Genomic DNA, 21,601 nt, shown 5'->3' with positions numbered 1-21,601 from the left:
GCGCTCCGGGGCCGACCGGTTTCCTCGCGGACGCATCCGCCCCGCGGAACGGCAGCCGGGGAATTCAGCGCACAGCAAAGCAGCGCAGAACAAAGCAGGAACAGAACAACCTCATCGAAGGCAGGGGGGATTCACCTATGCGACAGGGCACCCGCAAGGGCCTGATCACCGTGATGGCGGCCACCGGCGCGCTCGCCGCCACCAGCGGATACGCCCACGCCGACGCGGGCGCGGGCGGCACCGCCACGCACTCGCCCGGCGTGCTGTCCGGCAACACCGTCCAGGTGCCCGTGCACGTGCCGGTGAACGTCTGCGGCAACACCGTGAACATCATCGGAGTCCTCAACCCGGCGGTGGGCAACGCCTGCACCCAACGTGCGGGCGACGCCGAGGGCGGTCACGGCGACTCGGGCGGTGCGCACACGGGCGGGCACACCGACGGCTCGTCCGGCGTGGGCTCCGGCAACACGGTGCAGGTGCCGATCGACGTGCCGGTGAATGTGTGCGGCAACAGCGTCGCCGTCATCGGGGCCGGCAACGCCGCGACCGGGAACGACTGCGCCAACGGCACGGGCGGCGGCCACGAAACCCCTCCGGGCGGCGGGCAGGAAACCCCTCCTGGTGGCGGGCAGGAGACACCTCCGGGTGGCGGCCAGGAAACCCCTCCCGGTGGCGGTCACACGACCCCGCCCGGAAACCCGGACCACCCGAGTACGCCGGGCACCCCGCCCGCCAAGGGCGGCGAAACACCGGCCGCCCACACCTCGCACGTCCGCCCGCAGGGCGACAGCTCCGTCACCCGACCCGGCGCAGCCGCACAGCTCGCCCACACCGGCAGCGGCCTGCCGATCGGCGCCGCCCTCCCGCTGAGCGCGGGGGCGCTGCTGGCCGGCGCGGTGCTCTACCGCAAGGCGCGGGCCGCGGCGTGACGCGCGGACGGCGGTGAGACGGAGCGGCCCCGTCGTGCGGGGCCGCTCCGGTCAGGTGCTCTGTCTCACCACGTGGCACGCACCTGGCGGATGATCCGCCGGCGCAACCGCACCCTGCGGCTGCCGTCGCGCAGCAGGCTCAGTCGGTCCAACTCCCAGTGTCCGTACTCGGCATGGTCCGTCAGCAGACGTGTGGCGTCCTTTCGGGACACCCCCCGCGGGACGTACACGTCGACAAATTCGTATTCCGGCATCGCATCTATTGTGCGGGCTGGGGCCGGGTACGGATAGCGTCTGCACTATGTCTGATGCTGCGCAGCCCACCGCTGCCGAGGTACGCGCCGCCGCCGAGGCGGTCAAGACCGCGCTCGACCGCCACCTGGCCGCGGTCGAACGCAGGTCGGGTGAGGACGACCCGGCCGTCTACGAGGCGTTCAACCAGCTCGCGGCGGCCGCCGAGGCCTACGACGAGTTGCTCTACGACCGCTACGACGAGGTCACGCCCTTCGAGATCCCCGGCACGGATGAGTCGCTGCCGCCGTACGCGGGGCCGGAGGAACCGAACGCCCTGAGCGTGCTGATCCGCCGCGACTACGCCGTGGTGGAACCGCAGCGGCTGCTGGCCCAGGCCGAGCGGGTCGAGGCGGCGGAGTACGAGGAGGGCGCGGGCGTGGATGCCTCCGGCACCGTGCACGAGGCGCTGGGGATCCTGTTCGGCGAGTTCGAACCGGACGAGATCGCCTCCCGGCACAAGGAGTTCGGCCTGGAGGAGGGCGACTCGACGCTGTGGGTGACCGCGGCGGACGAGCCCGCCGAACCCGGTGAGTGGCTGGAGGCGCCGTTCGAGCAGATCGACCCGCAGCGGGTGGTCTGCCGCTTCGACGTCAGCGCCGTCTTCGACGACGAGGACTCCGCGGACGAGGCCGACGACGATCTTGCGGACGAGCTGGACCTGGACGGCGACGAGGACCTGGAGCCCCTGGACGCGGATCGCTGAACCGACCGACGCCGGTGCCGCGCGGGCATGAGCCCCGCGCGGCACCGCTGTGTCCGGCTCACGCCTGTGTTTGGCCCGCCGCTGTGTCCGGCTCACGCCTGTGCTTGGCTCACCGCTGCGTCCGGCTCACGCCTGTGTTTGGCCCGCCGCTGTGATGCGCACGCCTGTGCTTGGCCCGCTGCTGCGTTTGGCCCACGCCCGTGTTTGGTCCACGCCCCCTGCTTGGCCCGCCGCCGCGTCCGGCCCCCGCCCGTGCTTGGCCCATGGCCGTGTCTCGCCGCCGCAGGTCACTCGCCGTATCCGGTCGCACAGGCGGCGTCGTCGCATGCCGTCTTCGTGCCGGTGCCGTCGTTGGGTCCGTGTCGTCGTCGGTGTTCGCCGGTCGTGGCCGTGCCGCCGTCGAACCGCCCCCGAGGGCGGGCGGGTCAGCCGGCCGGCGGGAGCTGGGCGCGCAGCAGGGCCGGCAGCCGGGTGCTGCGGGGCTTGGCGGGGACCTCGGCGACCGCTCTGGACAGGGCCTGCTCCACGCCGTGCACCACGGACAGATGGCGGTCGGCACGGCCGAACGCCGTGTACACCCACGGTCTGCTGAGCGTCTGCGCGGCATCGCCGGGCAGCACCACGACCACCGCCGGCCACCGGGCGCCCGCCGCCTGGTGCGCGGTCAGCGCCCACCCGTGCCGCACGGACCGCTCCACCTGCTCCCGCGCCACCACGACCGGCCCGCCCGCGCAGGACAGATGCAGTCCGTCGGCGTCGGCCTGCACGACCCGGCCGGGGAGCGTACGGCCGGGAGCGGGGGAGTAGGCGATCCGGTCGCCCGGGTCGAAGCCGCCGAAGCGGCCGGGCCCCGGGTTGAGCCGTTCCTTGAGCGCCGCGTTGAGGGCGCGGGTGCCGGCCGCTCCGCCGTGCCCCGGCGTGATCACCACGGTCTGCTCGGCCGGGACGCCGATGGCCCGCGGCACCGAGTCCGCGACCAGCTGCACGGTCCGGTGCACGGCCTCGCCCGCGTCCCGCACGGGCACGATCACGACCTCCTTGCCGGGCGCCTCGACCTGGTTCAGTTCGCCGATGCCGATACCGGAGACGAGTTCGCCGAGCGGTCCCGGGTCGGGCACCCGCGACGCGATCTGCGGGCACGCCCGCGTCAGCAGCAGATCGGCGAAGACCCGTCCGGGCCCGGCCGACCACAGGACCGCCGGGTCACCGGACAGCACCAGCCGCGCCCCGTCCGGCAGCGACTCCACGAGCAGGGCGGCGGTCTCGACATCGAGCTGGGGCGCGTCGAGCACGATCAGCAGGTCGAGGTCCAGGGCGCCGTCCGTGTCCCGCCCCGGTCCCTCGGCGCCCGCCAGCAGCCCCGCCACGGTCGCGGTGCCGCAGCCGGCCCGGTCCGCCGGTGCGTCCGGGCCGTCGAAGCCGGCGAGCAGCGCCGCGCACTCGTCCCGGCCGCCGGCCGTGTGCGCGGCGGCCCAGGCCCGCAGGCCCAGCGCCGGCGCCTCGTGCAGCAGGCGGGCCGGGTCGACGAGGGACGCGTGGCCGCCCGTGTGCAGCACCAGCCCGTGCCCCGCGACCGCCGCGATCAGCTCGCCCGCCGAGCCTCCCGCGGTCGTGGCCGCCCGCTGCCGGGCCTCGGCCGGGCCGTCCTGCTTCGGTACGGAGTTGACCAGGCGGGCCAGGCCGTCGGCAAGGCTCTCCTCGGCGAGCGCGTACCGCTCAAGACCGACGAGGACCCGGACGGGCCGCTCCTCCTCGGCGTCCTCGGCGTCCTCGCCGTCCTCGCCGTACCCGCCGTCCCCGGAGTCCTCCGCCGGTCGCGGCCGGGCCGGGGCGCCCGGCTCCTCCAAGGCGTCCTGGAAGACCAGGGCCTCGCCCTCGGCGAGCGTGCCCTGCACGGCCGCGTCCGGATCCGGCACGCCCCGCTGGGCCAGCGCGGCGAGCAGCGCGGGCATCTCCAGGGCGGTGTGTCCGGCCAGCGCCGCCTGCTCCAGCAGCCAGCCGGTCACCGCCCGGCCGCGCCGCTCGTCGTCCGGGCCGCACTCGGCGCCGAGCAGCGCCCGCGCGAAGCCGTCGGCCTGCTCCGGCCGTACGCCGCCGACCCGCAGCAACAGCCAGGGATCGGACCGCAGCTGGGCGTCCGCGCCCTCGCCGAGCGCCGCGGCCACCTGGGAGGCGAGGCTTTCGGGGGCGCCGCCGTCGCTCAGTACCGCGCGCACCGCGTCGACCGCCGCCGGTGCCGGGGCGGTGGGTTCGGCGGCCGGGGCGGGCTGCGGCCGACGCGCGGGCTCCGGAGCGGCCTGCCTGCGCGGGGCGGGCGCCGCCTCGCCGAAGACCTCGGCGGCCGGCCGCTCGCCGGTCTCCACGGCCCGCACGGCCGCGAGCAGGTCGGCCGCCGTGCCGCTGAGCTTGGCGCCGCTCTCGATCGGCCCCTTCTTGTCGGCCTTGCGCCGCTCGATCCGCTCCCGCTCGACGCGCTGGGCGGCGAGTTCCGCCTCCGCCTCGGATCGCTGGGCCGCGGCCTCGGTGCCGCCCTCGCTCGCCGCGGCGCCGGACGGCTCGGCGCCCTCCTCGCCCGCGCTCTGTTTCCCGTCCGCGGGTTCCAGGGCGTCCGCGGCTTCCGGTTCCGTCGCCTCCAAGGTCCCCGGCCGGGCTTCCTCCGTGGTCTCCGGGTCCGTGCTCACAGCGTGCTCCAGTCGTGATCGGGATAGCGGTGCAGGGGCGCCGACACGTCGTCCAGCGCTCGGCAGATCTCGTCAGGAAGACTAAGCGCCTCCACTGACAACGCCGCCGTGAGCTGCTGCGCGTTGCGCGAGCCGATGATCGGGGCGGCCACGCCGGGGCGGTCGCGCACCCAGGCGAGGGCGACCTGGAGCGGGGTGACCGCGAGCCCGTCAGCCGCCGTCGCCACGGCGTCCACGATCCGGCTCGCGGTGTCGTCCAGGTACGGCGCGACGAACGGAGCCAGGTGCTCGGAGGCGCCGCGCGAGTCCGACGGCGTCGCGTTGCGGTACTTGCCGGTCAGCACGCCGCGGCCGAGCGGGGACGAGGGCAGCAGGCCGACGCCCAGGTCGAGGGCGGCGGGCAGCACTTCGCGTTCCACGCCGCGCTGGAGCAGCGAGTACTCCATCTGCGTGCTCGCCAGCCGGGTGCGGGTGCCCGGCTGGGACAGCTGCCAGGTGGCGGCCTTGGCGAGTTGCCAGCCGCAGAAGTTGGAGACACCCGCGTAGCGCGCGCGACCGCTGCTGACGGCCAGGTCGAGGGCCTGAAGGGTCTCCTCCAGCGGGGTGTGCGGGTCGAAGGCGTGGATGTGCCAGACGTCGACGTAGTCCGTGCCGAGGCGGGCCAGGGAGGCGTCGAGCGCGGCCAGCAGATGGCCGCGCGAGCCGTCGAAACGGCGGTCCGGGTCCGGTACGCTCCCCGCCTTCGTCGAGATGACCAGGTCCTGGCGCGGTACGAGCCCTTCTATCAGCTGTCCGAGCAGATACTCGGCCTCACCCGCGCCGTACACGTCCGCGGTGTCGACGAGGGTCCCGCCCGCCTCCCAGAATGCCTTCAGCATGTCCGCGGCGTCGTGCTCGTCGGTGTCCCGGCCCCAGGTGAGGGTGCCGAGTCCGATCCGGGACACGCGCAGGCCGGTACGGCCGAGATGCCTCTGCTCCATGTCCGTCGACCCTACTGGCCGGAACTGCCCCCGTGGGCACCTGTGGACAACCGATTCGCCCGCCACTCGACCCCCGCGACCGCGTGTTGCGACGGGGCGCGGGCGGACTGGACGGCCGGACCGGAAGCGGGGCCACGGGCAGCCGCCCTCGCCGGATCCGATCGCCTGATCCCCCGAGTCCCGGAACCCGCCTGGGCCACGAGAAGTCGTGCACAGCCGCCCGAGGACGACGCGCTCGGCGCCGCCGTCCGGCAGGCCGCTGCCCCAGCGGCCTGCGGCGGAGATCCGCGGTCCGCGCCGCGGGCTCCGACACCGCGTCGCGCCCGGCGAGCACCTTGCGCATCACGCAGTGCCGCGGCCACGGCCGGCGGCCCGCACCTGCCTCACCCCGCCGTCCTGCCGAACCGGATGAGCACGCGAGGCGCCCGCCCTCTCCCGGCACCGCGACCGGCTCAGCCGGCGCCTCCGTCGTACCCCGCCTCCGCCACCCGGCGACCCGTGGCGGCCCACAAGACGGCCGCGGCCGATCCGCGGCCGGGCCCGCACCTCATCCACCCCGGCACGCGCAAGGGCGAACCGTCGGCCCCGTCCCTCCCGCCGGCCCCCGCGCGGGCGCCGGTCACGGCACGCCTCGGCGACCGCACCGTGGCGCCCTCCCGCCACCCCCGCGTGCGCCGACCCGTTCCGCTCCCGCACGAAGTGCCGGCGTTCCCCCGGCCGCACCTGCCGTGGGAGGCCGGGGCGCGCTAGGGTCTGGCCGACAGGGACGTTACTTGCGGGTAAGGGGAATCGGTCATGCAGCTCGGGATCAACCTCGGGTACTGGGGCGCCGGGATGGACGCGGACAATCTGGCCGTGGCCAAGGAGGCCGAGCGGCTGGGGTACGCCGTGTGCTGGGCCGCCGAGGCGTACGGATCGGACGCGGCCACCGTGCTGACCTGGGTCGCCGCACACACGGAGCGGATCGACGTCGGCTCGGCCATCTTCCAGATCCCGGCCCGTCAGCCCGCCATGACCGCGATGACCGCCGCGACCCTCGACTCGCTGTCCGGCGGCCGTTTCCGGCTCGGCCTCGGCGTCTCGGGCCCGCAGGTCTCCGAGGGCTGGTACGGGGTCACGTTCGACAAGCCCCTCGCCCGCACCCGCGAGTACGTCGAGATCGTCCGCCGGGCCATGACCCGCGAACGCCTGTCGTACGAGGGCGAGCACTGGACGCTGCCGCTGCCCGGCGGCCCCGGCAAGCCGATCAAGCTGACCGTGCACCCGCAGCGCGAGCACATCCCGCTCTACATCGCCGCCATCGGGCCCAGGAACCTGGAGCAGACCGGGGAGATCGCCGACGGGGCGCTGCTCATCTTCCCCTCGGCCGACCACCTGGAGGAGACGGCCGTCAAGTACCTGCGCGCCGGGCGCGAGAAGGCGGGCAAGGGCCTCGACGGGTTCGACGTCTGCCCCACCCTGCCGCTCGCCGTCGGCGACGACAAGGACGTGTCCCGGCTCGCCGACACCTTCCGCCCCTACACCGCCCTGTACGTCGGCGGCATGGGCAGCCGCAAGCAGAACTTCTACAACCAGCTCGCCCGGCGCATGGGCTACGAGAAGGAAGCCGCCGAGATCCAGGACAAGTACCTCTCGGGTGACAAGCAGGGCGCCGCGGCCGCCGTACCGCAGGACCTGATCGACCGGACCACCCTGCTCGGCTCCGTCGACCGCATCGCCGACCGTATGAGGGCCTACGCCGCGGCCGGGGTCACCACCCTCACCCTCGCCCCCGCGGGCTTCACACTCGACGAGCGGATCGCCTCCCTGCGCGCCGGCACCGAGGCACTGGACCGCGCGGGCCTCGCCTGAGGCGAGGCCCGCGGCGTCCGGAGATCCGGAGAAGGGAGTTCTCGCGGCCGTGGTGGGGGCTCGGGGGGTCTTCCCCGCCACGGCCGTCACGGGGAACAACGCGCCCGCGCCCGCACGGTTACGCCACCGACACGACCCGACGGCTCATCCGTTCGGCGGAGTTGTCCGACATACCTGTTGCGGCACCTTCTGTGCGGCATTTGACTCGTTCTTTGCGGAATCCCACGGAAACCGGCGGAGCCCCGCGGAGCCCGGGTGTCCCGCAGGAAGGTGCCCAGATGCTTTCGGCCAAGAGTCTGTTCCAGGAGATCCTCGACAACGACGAGTCCTTCCGGCTCTTCTGCTCCATCGCGGCCAGCGGGGAATCGCAGGGCGGCTGGGAGAACGCGCGGATCGCCGCACTCGTGCCACCGGGCGAACGCGCACTCGCCCCCAAGATCACCCGCCACGGCGCCGACGAGGACAAGCACGGACGCATCTTCAACGCACTGATGAACAAGCGCGGTCTGCGGCCCGCCCCGGTCCCGCCGGAGACGGACTACACCATGCTCCTGGAACGCCACGGCATCGGACTCGCCCACGACAAGCTCAACGCCGAGGAGCCGCTGACGGTCCAGGACCTCATCGTCTACCTCGCCCACAGCCGGGTCACCGAGCAGCGGGCCTGCGAGCAGATGGCGATGCTGCGCAAGCACTTCGGCGACCACCCGGATCTCGGCCGCGCCGTGAAGATGATCTCGAACGACGAGGACAACCACCTCGCCTACTGCCACGAGGAACTGCTGCGCCTCGCGCAGGCCGGCCACGGCCCCGCCATCCAGCGCGCCCTGCGCGACTGCGCCCTGGCCGAGATCCGGATCTACCGGGACGTCAGCCTCGCCGTCATGGCCCACATGGGCCGCATCCTCGGCTGGCCGAAGGCCAAGTCCGCGCTGCTCGCGGCCGGCATCCACGCCGTGTACGGCTACGAGCGGGCCACGGGCTGGCGGCGCATGGTGTCCCTGCGGATGCCCGAGCGCCGCAACGCCCTCGGCGGCCCCGCACCCACCGCCCCCGAATTCGCCTGACGGCGAACGCCCCCGCATCGCGCCGTCCCACGGACGCGCAACCGCGCCGGACGCGCCGCCAGAACGCCCGCCGGCCCACACCCTCCTGCACAGCCGTCCACGCGCGCGAGGCGGCCATCGAGGTCCCCGGTTCGAACCGCTGACGCGGATTCAGCGCTTCTAAGCCGGCCGGCCGGCCAGACGGCCAGACGGCGGACGCGGCCCGAACTCCCCGGCGACCGGGGCGAGGAACGCGGGGGGCCGGCCCGTCACGCCCGCACTTCGCGGCACCGGCAACCCCGGGCACCTCGGGCGGACGCTTACCCTGGGCCGCATGCCCACGCTGATCCTCGTAAGGCACGGACGTTCCACCGCCAACACCGCGGGCGAGCTGGCCGGCTGGACGCCCGGCGTCGCCCTGGACGAGCGCGGCGCCGCACAGGCCGCCGCACTGCCAGGACGGCTCGCCGCGCTGCCCCTCGCCGAAGCGGTCACCAGCCCTCTGCAACGCTGCCAGGAGACGATCCGGCCACTCCTGGAGTCCCGGCCGGGACTGAACGCCCACACCGACGACCGGATCGGGGAGTGTCACTACGGAGACTGGACCGGACGCAAGCTCGCCGAACTGAACGACGAGCCGCTGATGCAGGTCGTACAGGCGCATCCGTCGGCCGCCGCGTTCCCCGGAGGCGAGTCCATGCGGGCCATGCAGGCCCGCGCCGCGGAGGCCGTGCGCGAGTGGAACGCGCGCGTGGAACGCGACCACGGCCCGGACGCCGTCTACCTGATGTGCTCGCACGGCGACGTCATCAAGTCCCTCGTCGCCGACGCGCTCGGCCTGCACCTCGACCTGTTCCAGCGGATCTCCGTCGAACCCTGCTCCGTCACCGCGATCCGGTACACGCGGCTGCGGCCGTTCCTCGTTCGCCTCGGTGACACCGGGGATTTCGCCTCCCTTGTGCCACGCGAGGAACCGCCCGGTGAAGACGCTCCGGTCGGAGGCGGTGCGGGCGCACCGTGATCGTCGGCCGCAGTAGGGTGAAGCGGTTGACAGCATCGCGTTCACGCATGGACCTTCACGCATTCTCGATTCCAATGGAGACAGGACGTGTCCCGTCAGGTGTTCCTCTACGACCCGCCGGACCGCTTCGTGGCCGGCACGGTCGGGCTGCCCGGGCGCCGTACGTTCTTCCTCCAGGCTTCCGCCGGCCCCCGGGTGACCAGCGTGGCCCTGGAGAAGACCCAGGTCGCCGCACTCGCGGAGCGCATGGACGAACTGCTCGACGAGGTGGTACGCCGTAGCGGCGGCAGCGCGCCGGTGCCCGCGGTCGCCCCGAACGAGATCGCGGACTCCGCCCCGCTCGACACCCCCATCGAGGAGGAGTTCCGCGTCGGCACCATGGCCCTGGCCTGGGACGGCGACGAACAGCGCATGATCGTCGAGGCCCAGGCCCTGGTGGAGCTGGACGCCGACTCCGACGAGGACCTCGCCGAGGCCGAGGAACGGCTGCTCCAGGACGAGGAGCACGGACCCCCGATGCTCCGGGTCCGGCTCAGCGGCGCGCAAGCCAGGGCCTTCGCCAAACGCGCCCTCGACGTCGTCAACGCCGGAAGGCCGCCGTGCCCGCTGTGCAGCCTGCCGCTCGATCCGGAAGGACACGTATGTCCGCGCCAGAACGGATACCGCCGCGGAGCGTGACGCCCGCCACCGCCCCCGCCGAGCTGCTGGCCAGGGGCGAGCTGACGGTACGCGGCCGCATCCGCGACGCGTCCAACGCCGCGCTGTTCTGCACGGTCGCCCACGACGGGCAGGAGGCGTCCTGCGTCTACAAGCCGGTCGCCGGGGAGCGCCCCCTGTGGGACTTCCCCGACGGCACCCTCGCCGAGCGTGAGGTGGCCGCATACGAGGTCTCCGAGGCCACCGGCTGGGGACTGGTGCCGCCCACGGTGCTGCGGCAGGGACCCTACGGCGAGGGCATGTGCCAGCTGTGGATCGAGGCGGCCCCCGAGGCCGAACTGCTCGCCCTGGTCGACGGCGAGGAACTCGAACCGGGCTGGAAGGCGATCGGCCTCGCCGAGGTCGCCGAGGGCCGCACGGCGCTGCTCGTGCACGCCGACGACGAGCGGCTGCGCCGGCTCGCCGTCCTCGACGCGGTGATCAACAACGCCGACCGCAAGGGCGGCCATCTGCTGCCGACCGCCGACGGACGGCTGTACGGCATCGATCACGGGGTCACCTTCAACGCCGAGAACAAGCTGCGCACGCTGCTGTGGGGCTGGGCGGGCGAACCGCTCACCCCCGAGGCGGTCGACGTCCTCAAGGACCTGCGCGACGCGCTGAGCGCCGGCGGCGCACTGGCCGGCCGGCTGGCCGGGCTGATCACGGCGGCGGAGCTGACGGCCACACGCGCGCGTGTCGAGGCGCTGCTGACGTCCGGGACCCACCCGGAGCCGAGCGGGGAATGGCCCGCCATTCCCTGGCCGCCCGTCTGAGCGGACCGAACGACGTCCGCTGTGGTTCGGCAGAGCCCCGAAGAGGCGTGACGATGCCGAGCAGCCTCTTGTCGCCGTCCGTCACCGGGACGCAGCCGATGCGGAACTTCGCGCACAGGGCGTCGGCCTCGGCGAGCGTGGCGTCGGGGTGCGCGAAGAACCGCGCGGACGGCCGCGAGCCGCCGTAGCCGGCCGACGGCGCGGTACGGCCCTTCCCGCGGAGCGTCCGGCGGGTGGCGGAGCACATCGGCGGCCCGTCCGCAAGATCGCCTTTCCGGCCATCTGGGCTGGTCCGGTTCGTGGGCCGAACTCGCCGCCGGTTAGTCTCATGTACATGCATGCCTGGCCCGCTTCCGAAGTCCCCGCCCTGCCCGGTCAGGGCCGCGACCTGAGGATCCACGACACCGCGACCGGCGGCCTGGTCACTCTCGTCCCCGGTCCCGTCGCCCGTATCTACGTCTGCGGCATCACGCCGTACGACGCGACCCACATGGGGCACGCGGCGACCTACAACGCGTTCGACCTCGTCCAGCGCGTGTGGCTCGACACCAAACGCCAGGTGCACTACGTCCAGAACGTCACCGACGTCGACGACCCGCTGCTGGAACGCGCCCAGCGCGACGGCGTCGACTGGGTCGCCCTCGCTGAGCAGGAGACCGCCCTGTTCCGCGAGGACATGACCGCGCTGCGGATCCTGCCCCCCGAGCACTACATCGGCGCCGTCGAGGCCATACCGGGCATCGTGCCGCTCATCGAGCGGCTGCGGGACCTGGGCGCGGCCTACGAACTCGAAGGCGACACCTACTTCTCCGTCGAGTCCGACCCCCACTTCGGCAGCGTCTCGCACCTCGACGCCGCCGCCATGCGGCTGCTGTCCGCCGAGCGCGGCGGCGACCCGGACCGCCCGGGCAAGAAGAACCCGGTCGACCCGATGCTGTGGATGGCCGCCCGCGACGGCGACCCCCGCTGGGACGGCGGCTCCCTGGGCCCCGGCCGCCCCGGCTGGCACATCGAGTGCGTCGCCATCGCCCTCGACCACCTCGGCATGGGCTTCGACGTCCAGGGCGGCGGCTCCGACCTCGCCTTCCCGCACCACGAGATGGGCGCCTCGCACGCCCAGGTGCTGACCGGCGAGTTCCCCATGGCCAAGGCGTACGTCCACGCCGGCATGGTCGCCCTGGACGGCGAGAAGATGTCGAAGTCCAAGGGCAACCTCGTCTTCGTCTCCCGGCTGCGCCGCGACGGCGTCGAGCCCGCCGCCATCCGGCTCGCCCTCCTCGCCCACCACTACCGGTCCGACTGGGAGTGGACCGACGGGGTGCTGGCGGACGCGGTGGCCCGGCTCGGCCGCTGGCGCGCCGCGGTCTCCCGGCCCGACGGGCCGTCCGCCGAGGCGCTCGTCGAGGAGATTCGCGAGGCCCTGGCGCACGACCTCGACGCCCCGGCCGCGCTGGCCGCCGTCGACCGGTGGGCCGCCGAGCAGCAGGAGCACGGCGGTACGGACCCGGGCGCCCCGGGCATCGTCTCGCGCGCAGCGGACGCCCTACTGGGCGTCGCCCTGTGACCCCACCGGCCCACAACCCGGCACCACGCCGGACCGTGGCCCGGCGACCACAACGCCTGTGGCCGGGCAGCGGGTAGCCCGCGGTCCGGAGATTCCGGGCGTGGGCCCGGCAGTACGTCGACCGCGGCCGCAAGGCCGGTTGCGGCTGACCGGGCCTGGCCGGGTGAGCACGTCGGGCGCGGGGCGCTGTGCGGGCCGGGCGTGGCTGGGGGAGTTGGGCGGGGGCAGTCGGGGGAGTGTGTCCGGGGTGGGGCGGACGGTGGCTTGTTGGGCGGGGGCCCGTGCGCGGGGGCAGTTGGCGGTGTCGGGAGACTTGGTCCCGCTGTCGGTCACGGGCGCGCGCTGTGAACCGCGCGGCTGCTGTGATGGGGTGGGACGCGTCAGTTGACCGTTGGACCGGCCAACTGCCGGTCCCCTCGCGGAAGGTCACCCCGTGGCACCCACACACGGCTCCTTCGCACCAGCCCTGACCCGGCGTCGGCTGCTCACCGCCGCCGCCGCGACGACCGCCGCGGCGGCGCTCGCGGCACCCGCCCATGCCGCCTCCTGGCCCACCACCCTCCGGCTGCCGAACGGTTGGCAGCCGGAGGGCATCACCATCGGCGCGGGCCGCCACGCCTACCTCGGCTCCCTCGCCGACGGCTCCGTCTACCGCGCCGATCTGCGCACGGGCGAGGGCCGGATCATCTCCACCGGGCCCGGCACCCCCGCCGTCGGCCTCAAACTCGACGCCCACGGACGGCTGTTCATCGCGGGACGGCAGTCCGGCGCCCGCGTGGTGGACGCCCGCAGCGGCGTCACCCTGGCGTCGTACCCGCTGGCCACCACGACCCCGACCTTCGCCAACGACGTGCTGCTCACCCCGCGCGCCGCCTGGTTCACCGACTCCTACCAGCCCGTCCTGTACGCCCTGCCGCTGGGCCGCGACGGCGCGCTGCCGGACGCGGACGGCGTCGTACGGCTGCCGCTCGGCGGCGACTGGCAGCAGAGCCCCGAAGGCGCCCTGAACGCCAACGGCATAGCCCGCACCCCGGACGGCTCCGCGCTGCTCGTGGTGCAGTCCGGGGTCGGCCTGCTGCACCGGGTGGACCCGCGCACCGGGCTCACCGAGACCGTCGACCTCGGGGACGCGGCACCGCTCACCAACGGCGACGGCCTGCTGGTCGCAGGCCGCACCCTGTACGTCGTACAGAACCGGCAGAACGCGATCGACGTCTTCCGGCTCGCCCCCGACGGCCGCAGCGGAGTCTTCCGGCGGCGCATCACCGCACCCGGCTTCGACGTGCCGACCACCGTGGCCGTCCACCGGGGCCGGCTCTACCTGCCCAACGCGCGGTTCACCACGCCGCCGACCCCGGACACGACGTACTCCGTGACCGCCGTCGACGCATGACACGGACGGGGGGCGGTGCGCCGTGCGAACCGCCCCCGCTCAGTCCTCCGAGGTGTCCTCGTCGTCGTTGTCCGACGCACCGGAACCGCCGGGCTTCGGCGGCTTCGGCGGCCGGGTCCTGCCGGGCGGGTTGTCCCGCCGGTACGAGGACGGGGAGGGGCCGTCCCCGCCGTCCGCCGTGGCGTGCCCGCCGGGCGGGCTGACGTCCCGCCGCCGCAGATACCGCTCGAACTCCCGGGCGATCGCCTCGCCCGACGCCTCCGGCAGCTCAGCGGTGTCCCGCGCCTCCTCCAGCGTCTGGACGTACTCGGCGACCTCGCTGTCCTCGGCCGCCAGCTGGTCCACGCCCACCTGCCAGGCGCGCGCGTCCTCCGCCAGCTCGCCCAGCGGAATGCGCAGGTCCAGCAGGTCCTCCAGACGGTTCAGCAGGGCCAGCGTCGCCTTCGGGTTGGGCGGCTGCGACACATAGTGCGGCACCGCGGCCCACAGGCTGACGGCCGGTACGCCCGCGTGCGTGCACGCCTCCTGCAGCACGCCGACGATGCCCGTGGGGCCCTCGTACTTGGTCTCCTCCAGGTCCATGCGGTCGGCCAGGTCCGGGTCTGACGTGACCCCGCTGACCGGGACCGGACGCGTGTGCGGGGTGTCGCCGAGCAGCGCCCCCAGGATGACCACCAGCTCCACGCCCAGCTCGTGCGCGAAGCCCAGCAGCTCGTTGCAGAACGAGCGCCACCGCATGGACGGTTCGATGCCGCGGATCAGCACCAGGTCCCGCGGCTTGTCACCGCCGACCCGGACCACCGACAATCGGGTCGTCGGCCAGGTGATCTTGCGCACGCCGCCGTCCATGAACACCGTGGGGCGGTTCACCTGGAAGTCGTAGTAATCCTCGGCGTCCAGCGCCGCGAACACCTCGCCCTTCCACTCCCGCTCAAGATGAGCGACCGCGGTGGAGGCGGCGTCGCCGGCATCGTTCCAGCCCTCGAACGCGGCCACCATGACTGGGTCGATCAGCTCGGGAACTCCCTCCAGCTCGATCACCCAGCGCCTCCTTCCGACGTGCTCTCGCGTACGTCCCAACCTTACGGCGTCCGGCGGGGCCCCCCGCAGCCCCCTTGCACGCCCGAGTGAACGGATCACTGCCCCGTTCACCGCCGCGGAACACCCGCGGTCATACGGGCCGACGGCACCAGGGGCGCGAGGAACTGCGCGAACACCCCCCACGAACCGGCAGCAGAACGACACCCCGCACCACCACGCCCGATCACACCGGGCGCCTCATGACGCCGTCTGCTGGAGAAACCAAGGGGCGCGGGGAACTGCGCGAACACCCCACAAACCCGCACCAGCAAGACGCCCGCACCCCCACGGCGCCCCCGCACCCCCCACAAACCCGCACCAGCAAGACGCCCGCACCCCCACGGCGCCCCCGCACCCCCCACAAACCCGCACCAACAAAACGCCCCGCACCCCACGACACCCCCCGGCCGAACTCACAGAGTGGACCGTAGCCACTGCTCCACGCTCGCGATGTGCACGGTCGCCCACGAGCGGGCCGCCTCCGCGTCCCGGTCGCGCAGCGCGGCCAGGATCGCCCGGTGCTCACGCAGCGTGCGGGCGACCGCGTCTTCCTGGGTGAGCCCGCGCCAGAGCCGGGCCCGGGTCGTCGGCCCGGACAGGCCGTCGAGCAGGGAGCACAGCACCGAGTTCCCGGAGCCCTGCACGATGCCGCGGTGGAACTCCAGGTCGCAGGCGACCAGTTCCTCCACCGAGGGCGCCGCGCCCAGCGCGTCCAACTGGTCCGTCAGCGCGTCCAGTTGCCGCTCGCTGATCCGCGGGGCCGCCATCGCCGTAGCGGCCGGCTCCAGGATCCGGCGCACCGCAAGGAACTCCAGGACCGTGTCGTCGCGGTGGAAGTCCACGACGAAGCTCAGCGCCTCCAGCAGCAGCTGCGGATCGAGGCTGGTGACATAGGTGCCGTCGCCCTGGCGCACATCCAGGATCCGGATCAGGGACAGCGCGCGCACCGCCTCCCGCAGCGAGTTGCGGGACAGCCCCAGTTCCGCCGCCAGCTCGCTCTCCTTCGGCAGCCGGTCGCCGGGCCGCAGCGCACCGGAGACGATCATGTCCTTGATCTTCTCGATCGCCTCATCGGTGACTGCCATGACGGGCCTCCCAGTGCGCTCAGACATCCGATGTCTCGGCCACATTATGGGGGCACCGCGTCCGGGCGGCCCCACCGGAGCAGGACCGCCCCCGCACGCCCGGAAGACTGTCTACGCCATGTCTACGCCCGCTTCCCGGCCAGCATGTCGGCGACCTCGGCGCGCACCTCGTCCGTGGCGAGCCCGCGGATCGTCAGCGTCGTCCGGCGCCGCAGCACGTCGTCCGGCGTCTCGGCCCACTCGTGGTCCCGGGCCCACACCACCTGGGCCCAGATCTCGGGCGCGTCCGGGTGGACCCGCTCGGCCAGCCGAGGGTCCTCGTTGGCCAGCCGGGCGATGTCGAAGGCCAGCGAACCGTAGTGGGTGGCCAGGTGCCGCGCCGTGTCGGCGGCCATGCGCGGGCCGGGCGCCGGCCGGTCCACGAGGAGGCGGTGGGCCACGGCACGGGGATTGGCCACGCCGGGCAGCGGCAGCTTCCTCGGCAGCGCGGAGACCGGTTCGAAGTCGTCGCCCAGCGGATGACCGGGCAGCGACTCCAGCTTCTTCATGACCGTACGGCCGATGTGCCGGAAGGTCGTCCACTTGCCGCCCGCGACGGACAGCATGCCGCCCCTGCCCTCGGTCACCACCGTCTCCCGCTTGGCCTTCGCGGTGTCGCCGGGGCCGCCCGGCAGCACCCGCAGACCGGCGAAGGCATAGGTGATCAGGTCACGGTCGAGCTGCTGGTCGCGCACGGAGAACGCGGCCTCGTCGAGTATCTGGGCGATGTCCTTGTCGGTGACCGCGACGTCCGCCGGGTCACCCTCGTACACCTCGTCGGTCGTGCCGAGCAGCAGCATGTCCTCCCAGGGGAGGGCGAAGGTGATGCGGTACTTGTCGATCGGGGTGGCGAGCGCCGCCTTCCAGGGGGCGGTGCGCCTGAGCACCAGGTGCGCGCCCTTCGACAGACGGATCGACGGCGCGGCGTTCGGGTCCTCCAGCGCGCGCAGACGGTCCACCCACGGGCCGGTCGCGTTGAGCACCAGCCGGGCGTCCACGCCGAACTCGTCGCCGGACAGCCGGTCCGTCAGCTCGGCGCCGGTGACCCGGCCCCGGGTGAAGCGCAGCCCGGTCACCTCGGCGTGGTTGAGGACGACGGCGCCCGCCTCGACGGCCGCGCGGACCGTCATCAGCGCCATGCGCGCGTCGTTCATCTGGTCGTCGCCGTACACGGCCACGGCCCGCAGGTTCTCGGTGCGCAGCTCGGGCACGTCCTGCGCGGCCTTCGCCGGGGAGAGCAGATGGCCCACGCCGTCCCCGAACGCGGACAGCGCCGAGTACGCGAAGACACCCGCCCCGAGCTTCGCCGCGCCGTGCGGCCCGCCCTTGTACACGGGGAGGTAGAAGGTGAGCGGATTCGCCAGGTGGGGGGCCACCTGGCGGGAGACCGCGCGGCGTTCGAAGTGGTTCTCCGCGACCAGCTTCACCGCGCCGGTCTGCAGATAGCGCAGGCCGCCGTGGAGCAGCTTGGAGGAGGCGGACGAGGTGGCACCGGCGAAGTCGCCGGCGTCGACCAGAGCCACCCTGAGACCGGACTGCGCGGCGTGCCAGGCGGTGGAGATGCCGAGGATGCCGCCGCCGATCACAAGAAGGTCGTACGACGCCCTGGCGAGCTGTTCCCGGGTCTCGGCGCGGCTCGGGTTGGCGCCGTAGGCCGGACGCGTTCCCAGAGCGGGCACGGACTGCAGGGTGGGCTGACTGGTCATGTCGGGTGCTTACTCCTCGTGCTCGATCCAGCCCATGGTCCGCTCGACGGCCTTGAGCCAGTTCTTGTATTCACGGTCGCGGGTCTCCGCGTCCATGCGGGGCGTCCACTCGGCGGCCCGGCGCCAGTTGGCGCGCAGGTCGTCGGTGTTGTTCCAGAAGCCGACGGCGAGACCGGCGGCGTAGGCGGCGCCCAGGCAGGTCGTCTCGGCGACCATCGGGCGCACCACCGGGGCGTCCAGGACGTCGGCGAGGGTCTGCATGAGCAGGTTGTTGGCGGTCATGCCGCCGTCGACCTTCAGGGTGGCCAGTTCGACGCCGGAGTCCTTGGTCATGGCGTCCGCGATCTCCCGGGTCTGCCAGGCGGTGGCCTCCAGGACGGCACGGGCAAGGTGCGCCTTGGTGACGTACCGGGTCAGGCCGGCGATCACACCGCGGGCGTCGGAGCGCCAGTGCGGGGCGAACAGACCGGAGAACGCCGGCACGAAGTAGGCGCCGCCGTTGTCCTCGACCGACAGCGCGAGCGTCTCGATCTCGGCGGCGGTGGAGATCAGGCCCATCTGGTCGCGCATCCACTGCACCAGCGCGCCGGTGACGGCGATCGAGCCCTCCAGGGCGTAGACCGTCGGCTGGTCACCGATCTTGTAGCCGACCGTGGTCAGCAGGCCCGCGTACGAGTTGATGATCTTGTCACCGGTGTTCATCACCATGAAGGTGCCGGTGCCGTACGTCGACTTGGTCTCGCCCTCGGCGAAACAGGTCTGGCCGAACAGGGCCGCCTGCTGGTCGCCGAGCGCGGAGGCCACCGGGATGCCGCCGAGCAGGTCACCGAGCCGGCCGCCGGTGACCTCGCCGTAGACCTCGGCGGACGAACGGATCTCGGGGAGGATCTGCTCGGGGACGCCGATGGACTCGCAGATCTTGTCGTCCCACTGCATCGTGTGCAGGTTCATCAGCAGGGTGCGGGAGGCGTTGGTGACGTCCGTGACGTGGCGGCCGCCGTCGACACCGCCGGTCAGGTTCCAGATGACCCAGGAGTCCATGGTGCCGAAGAGGATGTCGCCGGCCTCGGCGCGCTCACGCAGCCCGTCGACGTGGTCCAGCAGCCAGCGGGCCTTGGGGCCGGCGAAGTAGGAGGCCAGCGGGAGACCGGTCTCGCGGCGGAAGCGGTCCTGGCCGACGTTGCGCCCGAGTTCCATGCACAGGGCGTCGGTGCGGGTGTCCTGCCAGACGATGGCGTTGTGGACGGGCCGGCCGGTGTTCTTGTCCCACAGGACGGTGGTCTCGCGCTGGTTGGTGATGCCGATGGCCTTGATGTCGTCGCGGGTGATGCCGGCCTTCTCGATGGCCTTGGTGACGACTTCCTGGACGTTGGTCCAGATCTCGTTCGCGTCGTGCTCGACCCAGCCCGGCTTCGGGAAGATCTGCTCGTGCTCCTTCTGGTCGACGGAGACGATGCGGCCGTCCCGGTCGAAGACGATGCAGCGGCTGGAGGTCGTGCCCTGGTCGATCGCGGCGATGAAGGGCCCTGCGGTGTGGGCGTCGGTCACTGTGTGCTCCTGGAGGTTCCGTGGGGTGAGGGCTTGCGGCGCCTGCTGTGCGGCTCGGGGGAAGCGGGGGTGCTTCTAAGCAAATGCGACGTTGTAGATGCCCGCAGCGACGGCGCCGCCGATCAGTGGACCGACCACCGGGATCCAGGCGTAGCTCCAGTCGGAGCCGCCCTTGTTGGGCAGGGGGAGCAGGGCGTGCACGATGCGCGGGCCGAGGTCACGGGCCGGGTTGATCGCGTAACCCGTCGGGCCGCCGAGGGACAGACCGATGGAGACGACCACCAGCGCGGTGATCAGGGCGCCCACGGTGCCGAGGCCGTTGCCCTGGTCGTTCAGGCCCTGCGTGAGGATGGCGAGGACCAGCACCAGCGTGCCGATGATCTCCGTGGCGAGGTTCTGCACCGCGTGCCGGATCTCCGGACCGGTGGAGAAGATGCCGAGGACCGGACCGGCGGCGGGCTCCTCGGCCTCGACGGCCTTGACCCGCGTGGGCGTCGTGGCCTGGGCGCCCGGACCGCCGACGATCTCCCGGTCGGTGAGGTGCGCGTGGAACTGGCCGTAGTACGCCACCCAGACCAGTGCGGCGCCGATCATGGCGCCGAGCAACTGGCCGCCCCAGTAGACGGGCAGGTTGCCGAAGTCGTCGTCCTTGATCGCGAGCGCGAGCGTCACGGCCGGGTTGAGGTGGGCGCCGGACAGGGGCGCCGAGGTGTAGGCCGCCGTGAGCACGGCGAAGCCCCACCCGAAGGCGATGGCGAGCCAGCCGGCGTTACGGGCCTTGGAAGCCTTCAGCGTGACGGCGGCGCAGACGCCGCCGCCGAGCAGGATGAGTATGGCGGTACCGATGGTCTCGCCGATGAAGATGTCGGAGCTGGACACCCGCGACTCCTTTGTCCTTCGTCCAGGAAAGCCGAACCCCGGGTCCCTCCGGGGGTTCTGGTGCCCTCGGGGTGAGAGCGATGCCGGCCCTTGGCGTTGTCACACTCTAGCGCGTATTGCCGGTAGGTGTTCGACAATGCCGACCGTTGGACGGGAGTCTTGCTCCGGTGTTACGCACGAGTCAAGTGTTTCGTTGCGAAACTCCGATCGTTATTGATCGTCATTGATCGCTGCGGGTGACCGGTGCCGGAATACGGCGAAGGCCGGCACGCCGACAGGCGAACCGGCCTCGGTCGAAGCGATCAGTCCAAGTGATCGGTCGAAGGGAGCGGTCGAAGGGGGTGGGGTCAGAACCGCCCGGCGCCCAGATCGCGCGACACCGCGCGGGCACAGTCCCGCACGGCCGCGATCAGCTCGGGGCGCAGCTCGCCGTCCGGGCACAGCCGCTCCACCGCGCCGGTGACACCGACCGCGCCCACCGGCATCCGCCGCCGGTCGTGGACGGGCGCGGCCACCGAGGCCACGCCCTGCCAGGTCTCCTCCACGTCCGCCGCGTACCCCCGCGCGCGCGTGATGTCCAGGACCTGCTCGAAGCCCTCCGGATCGCACACGGTGCGATCGGTGAACGCCTTGCGGTCGGCCTCAAGCGCCTCGCTGTGCGCCACCGGGTCGTAGGCCGACAGCACCTTGCCCATGGCCGTGGAGTGCAGCGGCTGCATGGCCCCGATCTCCAGGACCTGCCGGCTGTCGTCCGGCCGGAAGACGTGGTGCACGATCAGCACGCCGTGCTGGTGCAGGACGCCCAGGTAGGCGCTCTCGCCGCTGGAGCGGGCCAGGTCGTCCGTCCATACCAGGGCCCGCGCCCGCAGCTCGTGCACATCGAGGTAGGTGGTGCCGAGGCGCAGCAGCTCGGCGCCGAGCTGGTACCGCCCCGAAGGCTCGTCCTGCTCCACGAACCCCTCCTGCTGGAGGGTGCGCAGGATGCCGTGGGCGGTGCCCTTTGCCAGGCCCAGGGAGGAAGCGATGTCCGACAGACCGAGCCGTCGCTCGCCGCCCGCGAGCAGCCGCAGCATCGCGGCCGCCCGTTCGAGCGACTGGATGTTCCGTGTCATCGCCGTACCGCCTCCGTCCCCTCGGCTGTGCGACCCCAAGCGGCACCCGCCGCCATCGTTCGGCAATGTCGAACACTACCGGTCCATGCCGACCTCCCGCTAATGGGTCGGTCGCCCTGCGTGACGCCCTTACCGACGCCCGCCTGACCCGTCCGCCACAGCCGTCCGTCCCGTGGACGCCCTGCCCATCCAAGCCCACTCCCGGTTACCCTGGCGCC

Annotated in this window: 18 protein-coding genes and 1 pseudogene; 9 read left to right on the top strand and 10 right to left on the bottom strand. The window is 73.0% G+C overall.

Annotated elements, in window-relative coordinates; genetic code table 11:
* Positions 1 to 137 precede the first annotated feature (137 nt).
* A complete protein-coding gene (locus tag ACFYTE_RS09920) occupies positions 138 to 929 on the top strand; it encodes a chaplin family protein (protein WP_388707306.1) in 792 nt (263 codons plus the stop codon).
* Between the two features lie 65 nt (positions 930 to 994).
* On the opposite strand, the gene ACFYTE_RS09915 is transcribed toward ACFYTE_RS09920, so the two are convergent.
* Positions 995 to 1,183, bottom strand: a complete 189-nt coding sequence (locus ACFYTE_RS09915) for a DUF5703 family protein (protein ID WP_005485166.1) — start codon at positions 1,181 to 1,183, stop codon at positions 995 to 997.
* 47 nt (positions 1,184 to 1,230) lie between these two features.
* On the opposite strand from ACFYTE_RS09915, the gene ACFYTE_RS09910 reads away from it, so the two are divergent.
* Positions 1,231 to 1,926, top strand: a complete 696-nt coding sequence (locus ACFYTE_RS09910) for a hypothetical protein (RefSeq protein ID WP_388707303.1) — start codon at positions 1,231 to 1,233, stop codon at positions 1,924 to 1,926.
* A gap of 425 nt (positions 1,927 to 2,351) precedes the next feature.
* On the opposite strand, the gene ACFYTE_RS09905 is transcribed toward ACFYTE_RS09910, so the two are convergent.
* Both ACFYTE_RS09905 and ACFYTE_RS09900 read right to left on the bottom strand, forming a co-directional pair.
* Positions 2,352 to 4,607, bottom strand: a complete 2,256-nt coding sequence (locus ACFYTE_RS09905; RefSeq protein ID WP_388707300.1) for a helix-hairpin-helix domain-containing protein — start codon at positions 4,605 to 4,607, stop codon at positions 2,352 to 2,354.
* A complete protein-coding gene (locus ACFYTE_RS09900) occupies positions 4,604 to 5,587 on the bottom strand; it encodes an aldo/keto reductase (protein ID WP_388707297.1) in 984 nt (327 codons plus the stop codon). Before ACFYTE_RS09900 ends, ACFYTE_RS09905 begins: the two co-directional genes overlap by 4 nt.
* Positions 5,588 to 6,382: 795 nt before the next feature.
* Here ACFYTE_RS09900 and ACFYTE_RS09895 point away from each other — a divergent pair.
* From ACFYTE_RS09895 to ACFYTE_RS09875, 5 genes are all read left to right on the top strand, one after another.
* A complete protein-coding gene (locus tag ACFYTE_RS09895; protein ID WP_388707294.1) occupies positions 6,383 to 7,438 on the top strand; it encodes an LLM class F420-dependent oxidoreductase in 1,056 nt (351 codons plus the stop codon).
* Positions 7,439 to 7,716: 278 nt separating this feature from the next.
* Entirely contained in the window at positions 7,717 to 8,505 is a 789-nt protein-coding gene (locus ACFYTE_RS09890) for a ferritin-like domain-containing protein (protein WP_388707291.1), read from the top strand.
* Positions 8,506 to 8,818: 313 nt separating this feature from the next.
* Positions 8,819 to 9,505: a histidine phosphatase family protein gene (locus ACFYTE_RS09885; protein ID WP_388707288.1), complete on the top strand. Its 687-nt coding sequence runs from the start codon at positions 8,819 to 8,821 to the stop codon at positions 9,503 to 9,505.
* Between the two features lie 87 nt (positions 9,506 to 9,592).
* Positions 9,593 to 10,183, top strand: coding sequence for a DUF3090 domain-containing protein (locus tag ACFYTE_RS09880; RefSeq protein WP_388707285.1), 591 nt, complete (start codon positions 9,593 to 9,595; stop codon positions 10,181 to 10,183).
* Positions 10,147 to 10,977, top strand: coding sequence for an SCO1664 family protein (locus tag ACFYTE_RS09875; RefSeq protein ID WP_388707282.1), 831 nt, complete (start codon positions 10,147 to 10,149; stop codon positions 10,975 to 10,977). The genes ACFYTE_RS09880 and ACFYTE_RS09875 overlap by 37 nt, the downstream gene beginning before the upstream one ends.
* 46 nt (positions 10,978 to 11,023) lie before the next feature.
* Here the strand turns inward: ACFYTE_RS09875 and ACFYTE_RS09870 are convergent.
* Positions 11,024 to 11,128, bottom strand: a pseudogene (locus ACFYTE_RS09870) (CBS domain-containing protein); the annotation flags it as partial.
* A 183-nt stretch (positions 11,129 to 11,311) separates the two neighbouring features.
* On the opposite strand from ACFYTE_RS09870, the gene mshC reads away from it, so the two are divergent.
* Both mshC and ACFYTE_RS09860 read left to right on the top strand, forming a co-directional pair.
* Complete coding sequence (mshC, locus tag ACFYTE_RS09865; protein WP_388707279.1) at positions 11,312 to 12,541, top strand: cysteine--1-D-myo-inosityl 2-amino-2-deoxy-alpha-D-glucopyranoside ligase; 1,230 nt, start codon at positions 11,312 to 11,314, stop codon at positions 12,539 to 12,541.
* Positions 12,542 to 12,974: 433 nt separating this feature from the next.
* Positions 12,975 to 13,934, top strand: a complete 960-nt coding sequence (locus tag ACFYTE_RS09860) for an SMP-30/gluconolactonase/LRE family protein (protein WP_388707276.1) — start codon at positions 12,975 to 12,977, stop codon at positions 13,932 to 13,934.
* 39 nt (positions 13,935 to 13,973) lie between these two features.
* Here the strand turns inward: ACFYTE_RS09860 and ACFYTE_RS09855 are convergent, their stop codons facing one another.
* The 6 genes from ACFYTE_RS09855 to ACFYTE_RS09830 form a co-directional block, all read right to left on the bottom strand.
* Positions 13,974 to 14,975, bottom strand: a complete 1,002-nt coding sequence (locus ACFYTE_RS09855; protein ID WP_388707273.1) for a PAC2 family protein — start codon at positions 14,973 to 14,975, stop codon at positions 13,974 to 13,976.
* A 452-nt stretch (positions 14,976 to 15,427) separates the two neighbouring features.
* Positions 15,428 to 16,099, bottom strand: a complete 672-nt coding sequence (locus ACFYTE_RS09850; protein WP_388707270.1) for a FadR/GntR family transcriptional regulator — start codon at positions 16,097 to 16,099, stop codon at positions 15,428 to 15,430.
* Positions 16,100 to 16,221: 122 nt separating this feature from the next.
* Entirely contained in the window at positions 16,222 to 17,844 is a 1,623-nt protein-coding gene (locus ACFYTE_RS09845) for an FAD-dependent oxidoreductase (protein WP_388707267.1), read from the bottom strand.
* Positions 17,845 to 17,853: 9 nt separating this feature from the next.
* Positions 17,854 to 19,392: a glycerol kinase GlpK gene (gene glpK / locus ACFYTE_RS09840; RefSeq protein WP_388707264.1), complete on the bottom strand. Its 1,539-nt coding sequence runs from the start codon at positions 19,390 to 19,392 to the stop codon at positions 17,854 to 17,856.
* 75 nt (positions 19,393 to 19,467) lie between these two features.
* Positions 19,468 to 20,271, bottom strand: coding sequence for an MIP/aquaporin family protein (locus ACFYTE_RS09835; RefSeq protein ID WP_388707261.1), 804 nt, complete (start codon positions 20,269 to 20,271; stop codon positions 19,468 to 19,470).
* Positions 20,272 to 20,618: 347 nt separating this feature from the next.
* Positions 20,619 to 21,383 (bottom strand): IclR family transcriptional regulator, encoded by a 765-nt coding sequence (locus tag ACFYTE_RS09830; RefSeq protein WP_388707258.1) that lies wholly within the window; start codon positions 21,381 to 21,383, stop codon positions 20,619 to 20,621.
* Between the last annotated feature and the right edge of the window lie 218 nt (positions 21,384 to 21,601).

Source organism: Streptomyces sp. NPDC004629, assembly GCF_042873595.1.
In the GTDB taxonomy this organism is placed as follows: domain Bacteria; phylum Actinomycetota; class Actinomycetes; order Streptomycetales; family Streptomycetaceae; genus Streptomyces.
Note: the sequence above shows the minus strand (reverse complement) of the source record. Positions and strands in the feature narration are given on the sequence as shown.

Excerpts from the sequence above, each read along its gene's own strand:
- ACFYTE_RS09890 (WP_388707291.1), top strand. The coding sequence starts at position 7,717 with ATGCTTTCGGCCAAGAGTCTGTTCCAGGAGATCCTCGACAACGACGAG.
- ACFYTE_RS09875 (WP_388707282.1), top strand. The coding sequence starts at position 10,147 with ATGTCCGCGCCAGAACGGATACCGCCGCGGAGCGTGACGCCCGCCACC.
- ACFYTE_RS09845 (WP_388707267.1), bottom strand. The coding sequence starts at position 17,844 with ATGACCAGTCAGCCCACCCTGCAGTCCGTGCCCGCTCTGGGAACGCGT.
- ACFYTE_RS09910 (WP_388707303.1), top strand. The coding sequence starts at position 1,231 with ATGTCTGATGCTGCGCAGCCCACCGCTGCCGAGGTACGCGCCGCCGCC.
- ACFYTE_RS09850 (WP_388707270.1), bottom strand. The coding sequence starts at position 16,099 with ATGGCAGTCACCGATGAGGCGATCGAGAAGATCAAGGACATGATCGTC.
- ACFYTE_RS09920 (WP_388707306.1), top strand. The coding sequence starts at position 138 with ATGCGACAGGGCACCCGCAAGGGCCTGATCACCGTGATGGCGGCCACC.
- ACFYTE_RS09830 (WP_388707258.1), bottom strand. The coding sequence starts at position 21,383 with ATGACACGGAACATCCAGTCGCTCGAACGGGCGGCCGCGATGCTGCGG.
- ACFYTE_RS09895 (WP_388707294.1), top strand. The coding sequence starts at position 6,383 with ATGCAGCTCGGGATCAACCTCGGGTACTGGGGCGCCGGGATGGACGCG.
- ACFYTE_RS09885 (WP_388707288.1), top strand. The coding sequence starts at position 8,819 with ATGCCCACGCTGATCCTCGTAAGGCACGGACGTTCCACCGCCAACACC.
- mshC (WP_388707279.1), top strand. The coding sequence starts at position 11,312 with ATGCATGCCTGGCCCGCTTCCGAAGTCCCCGCCCTGCCCGGTCAGGGC.
- ACFYTE_RS09900 (WP_388707297.1), bottom strand. The coding sequence starts at position 5,587 with ATGGAGCAGAGGCATCTCGGCCGTACCGGCCTGCGCGTGTCCCGGATC.
- ACFYTE_RS09915 (WP_005485166.1), bottom strand. The coding sequence starts at position 1,183 with ATGCCGGAATACGAATTTGTCGACGTGTACGTCCCGCGGGGGGTGTCC.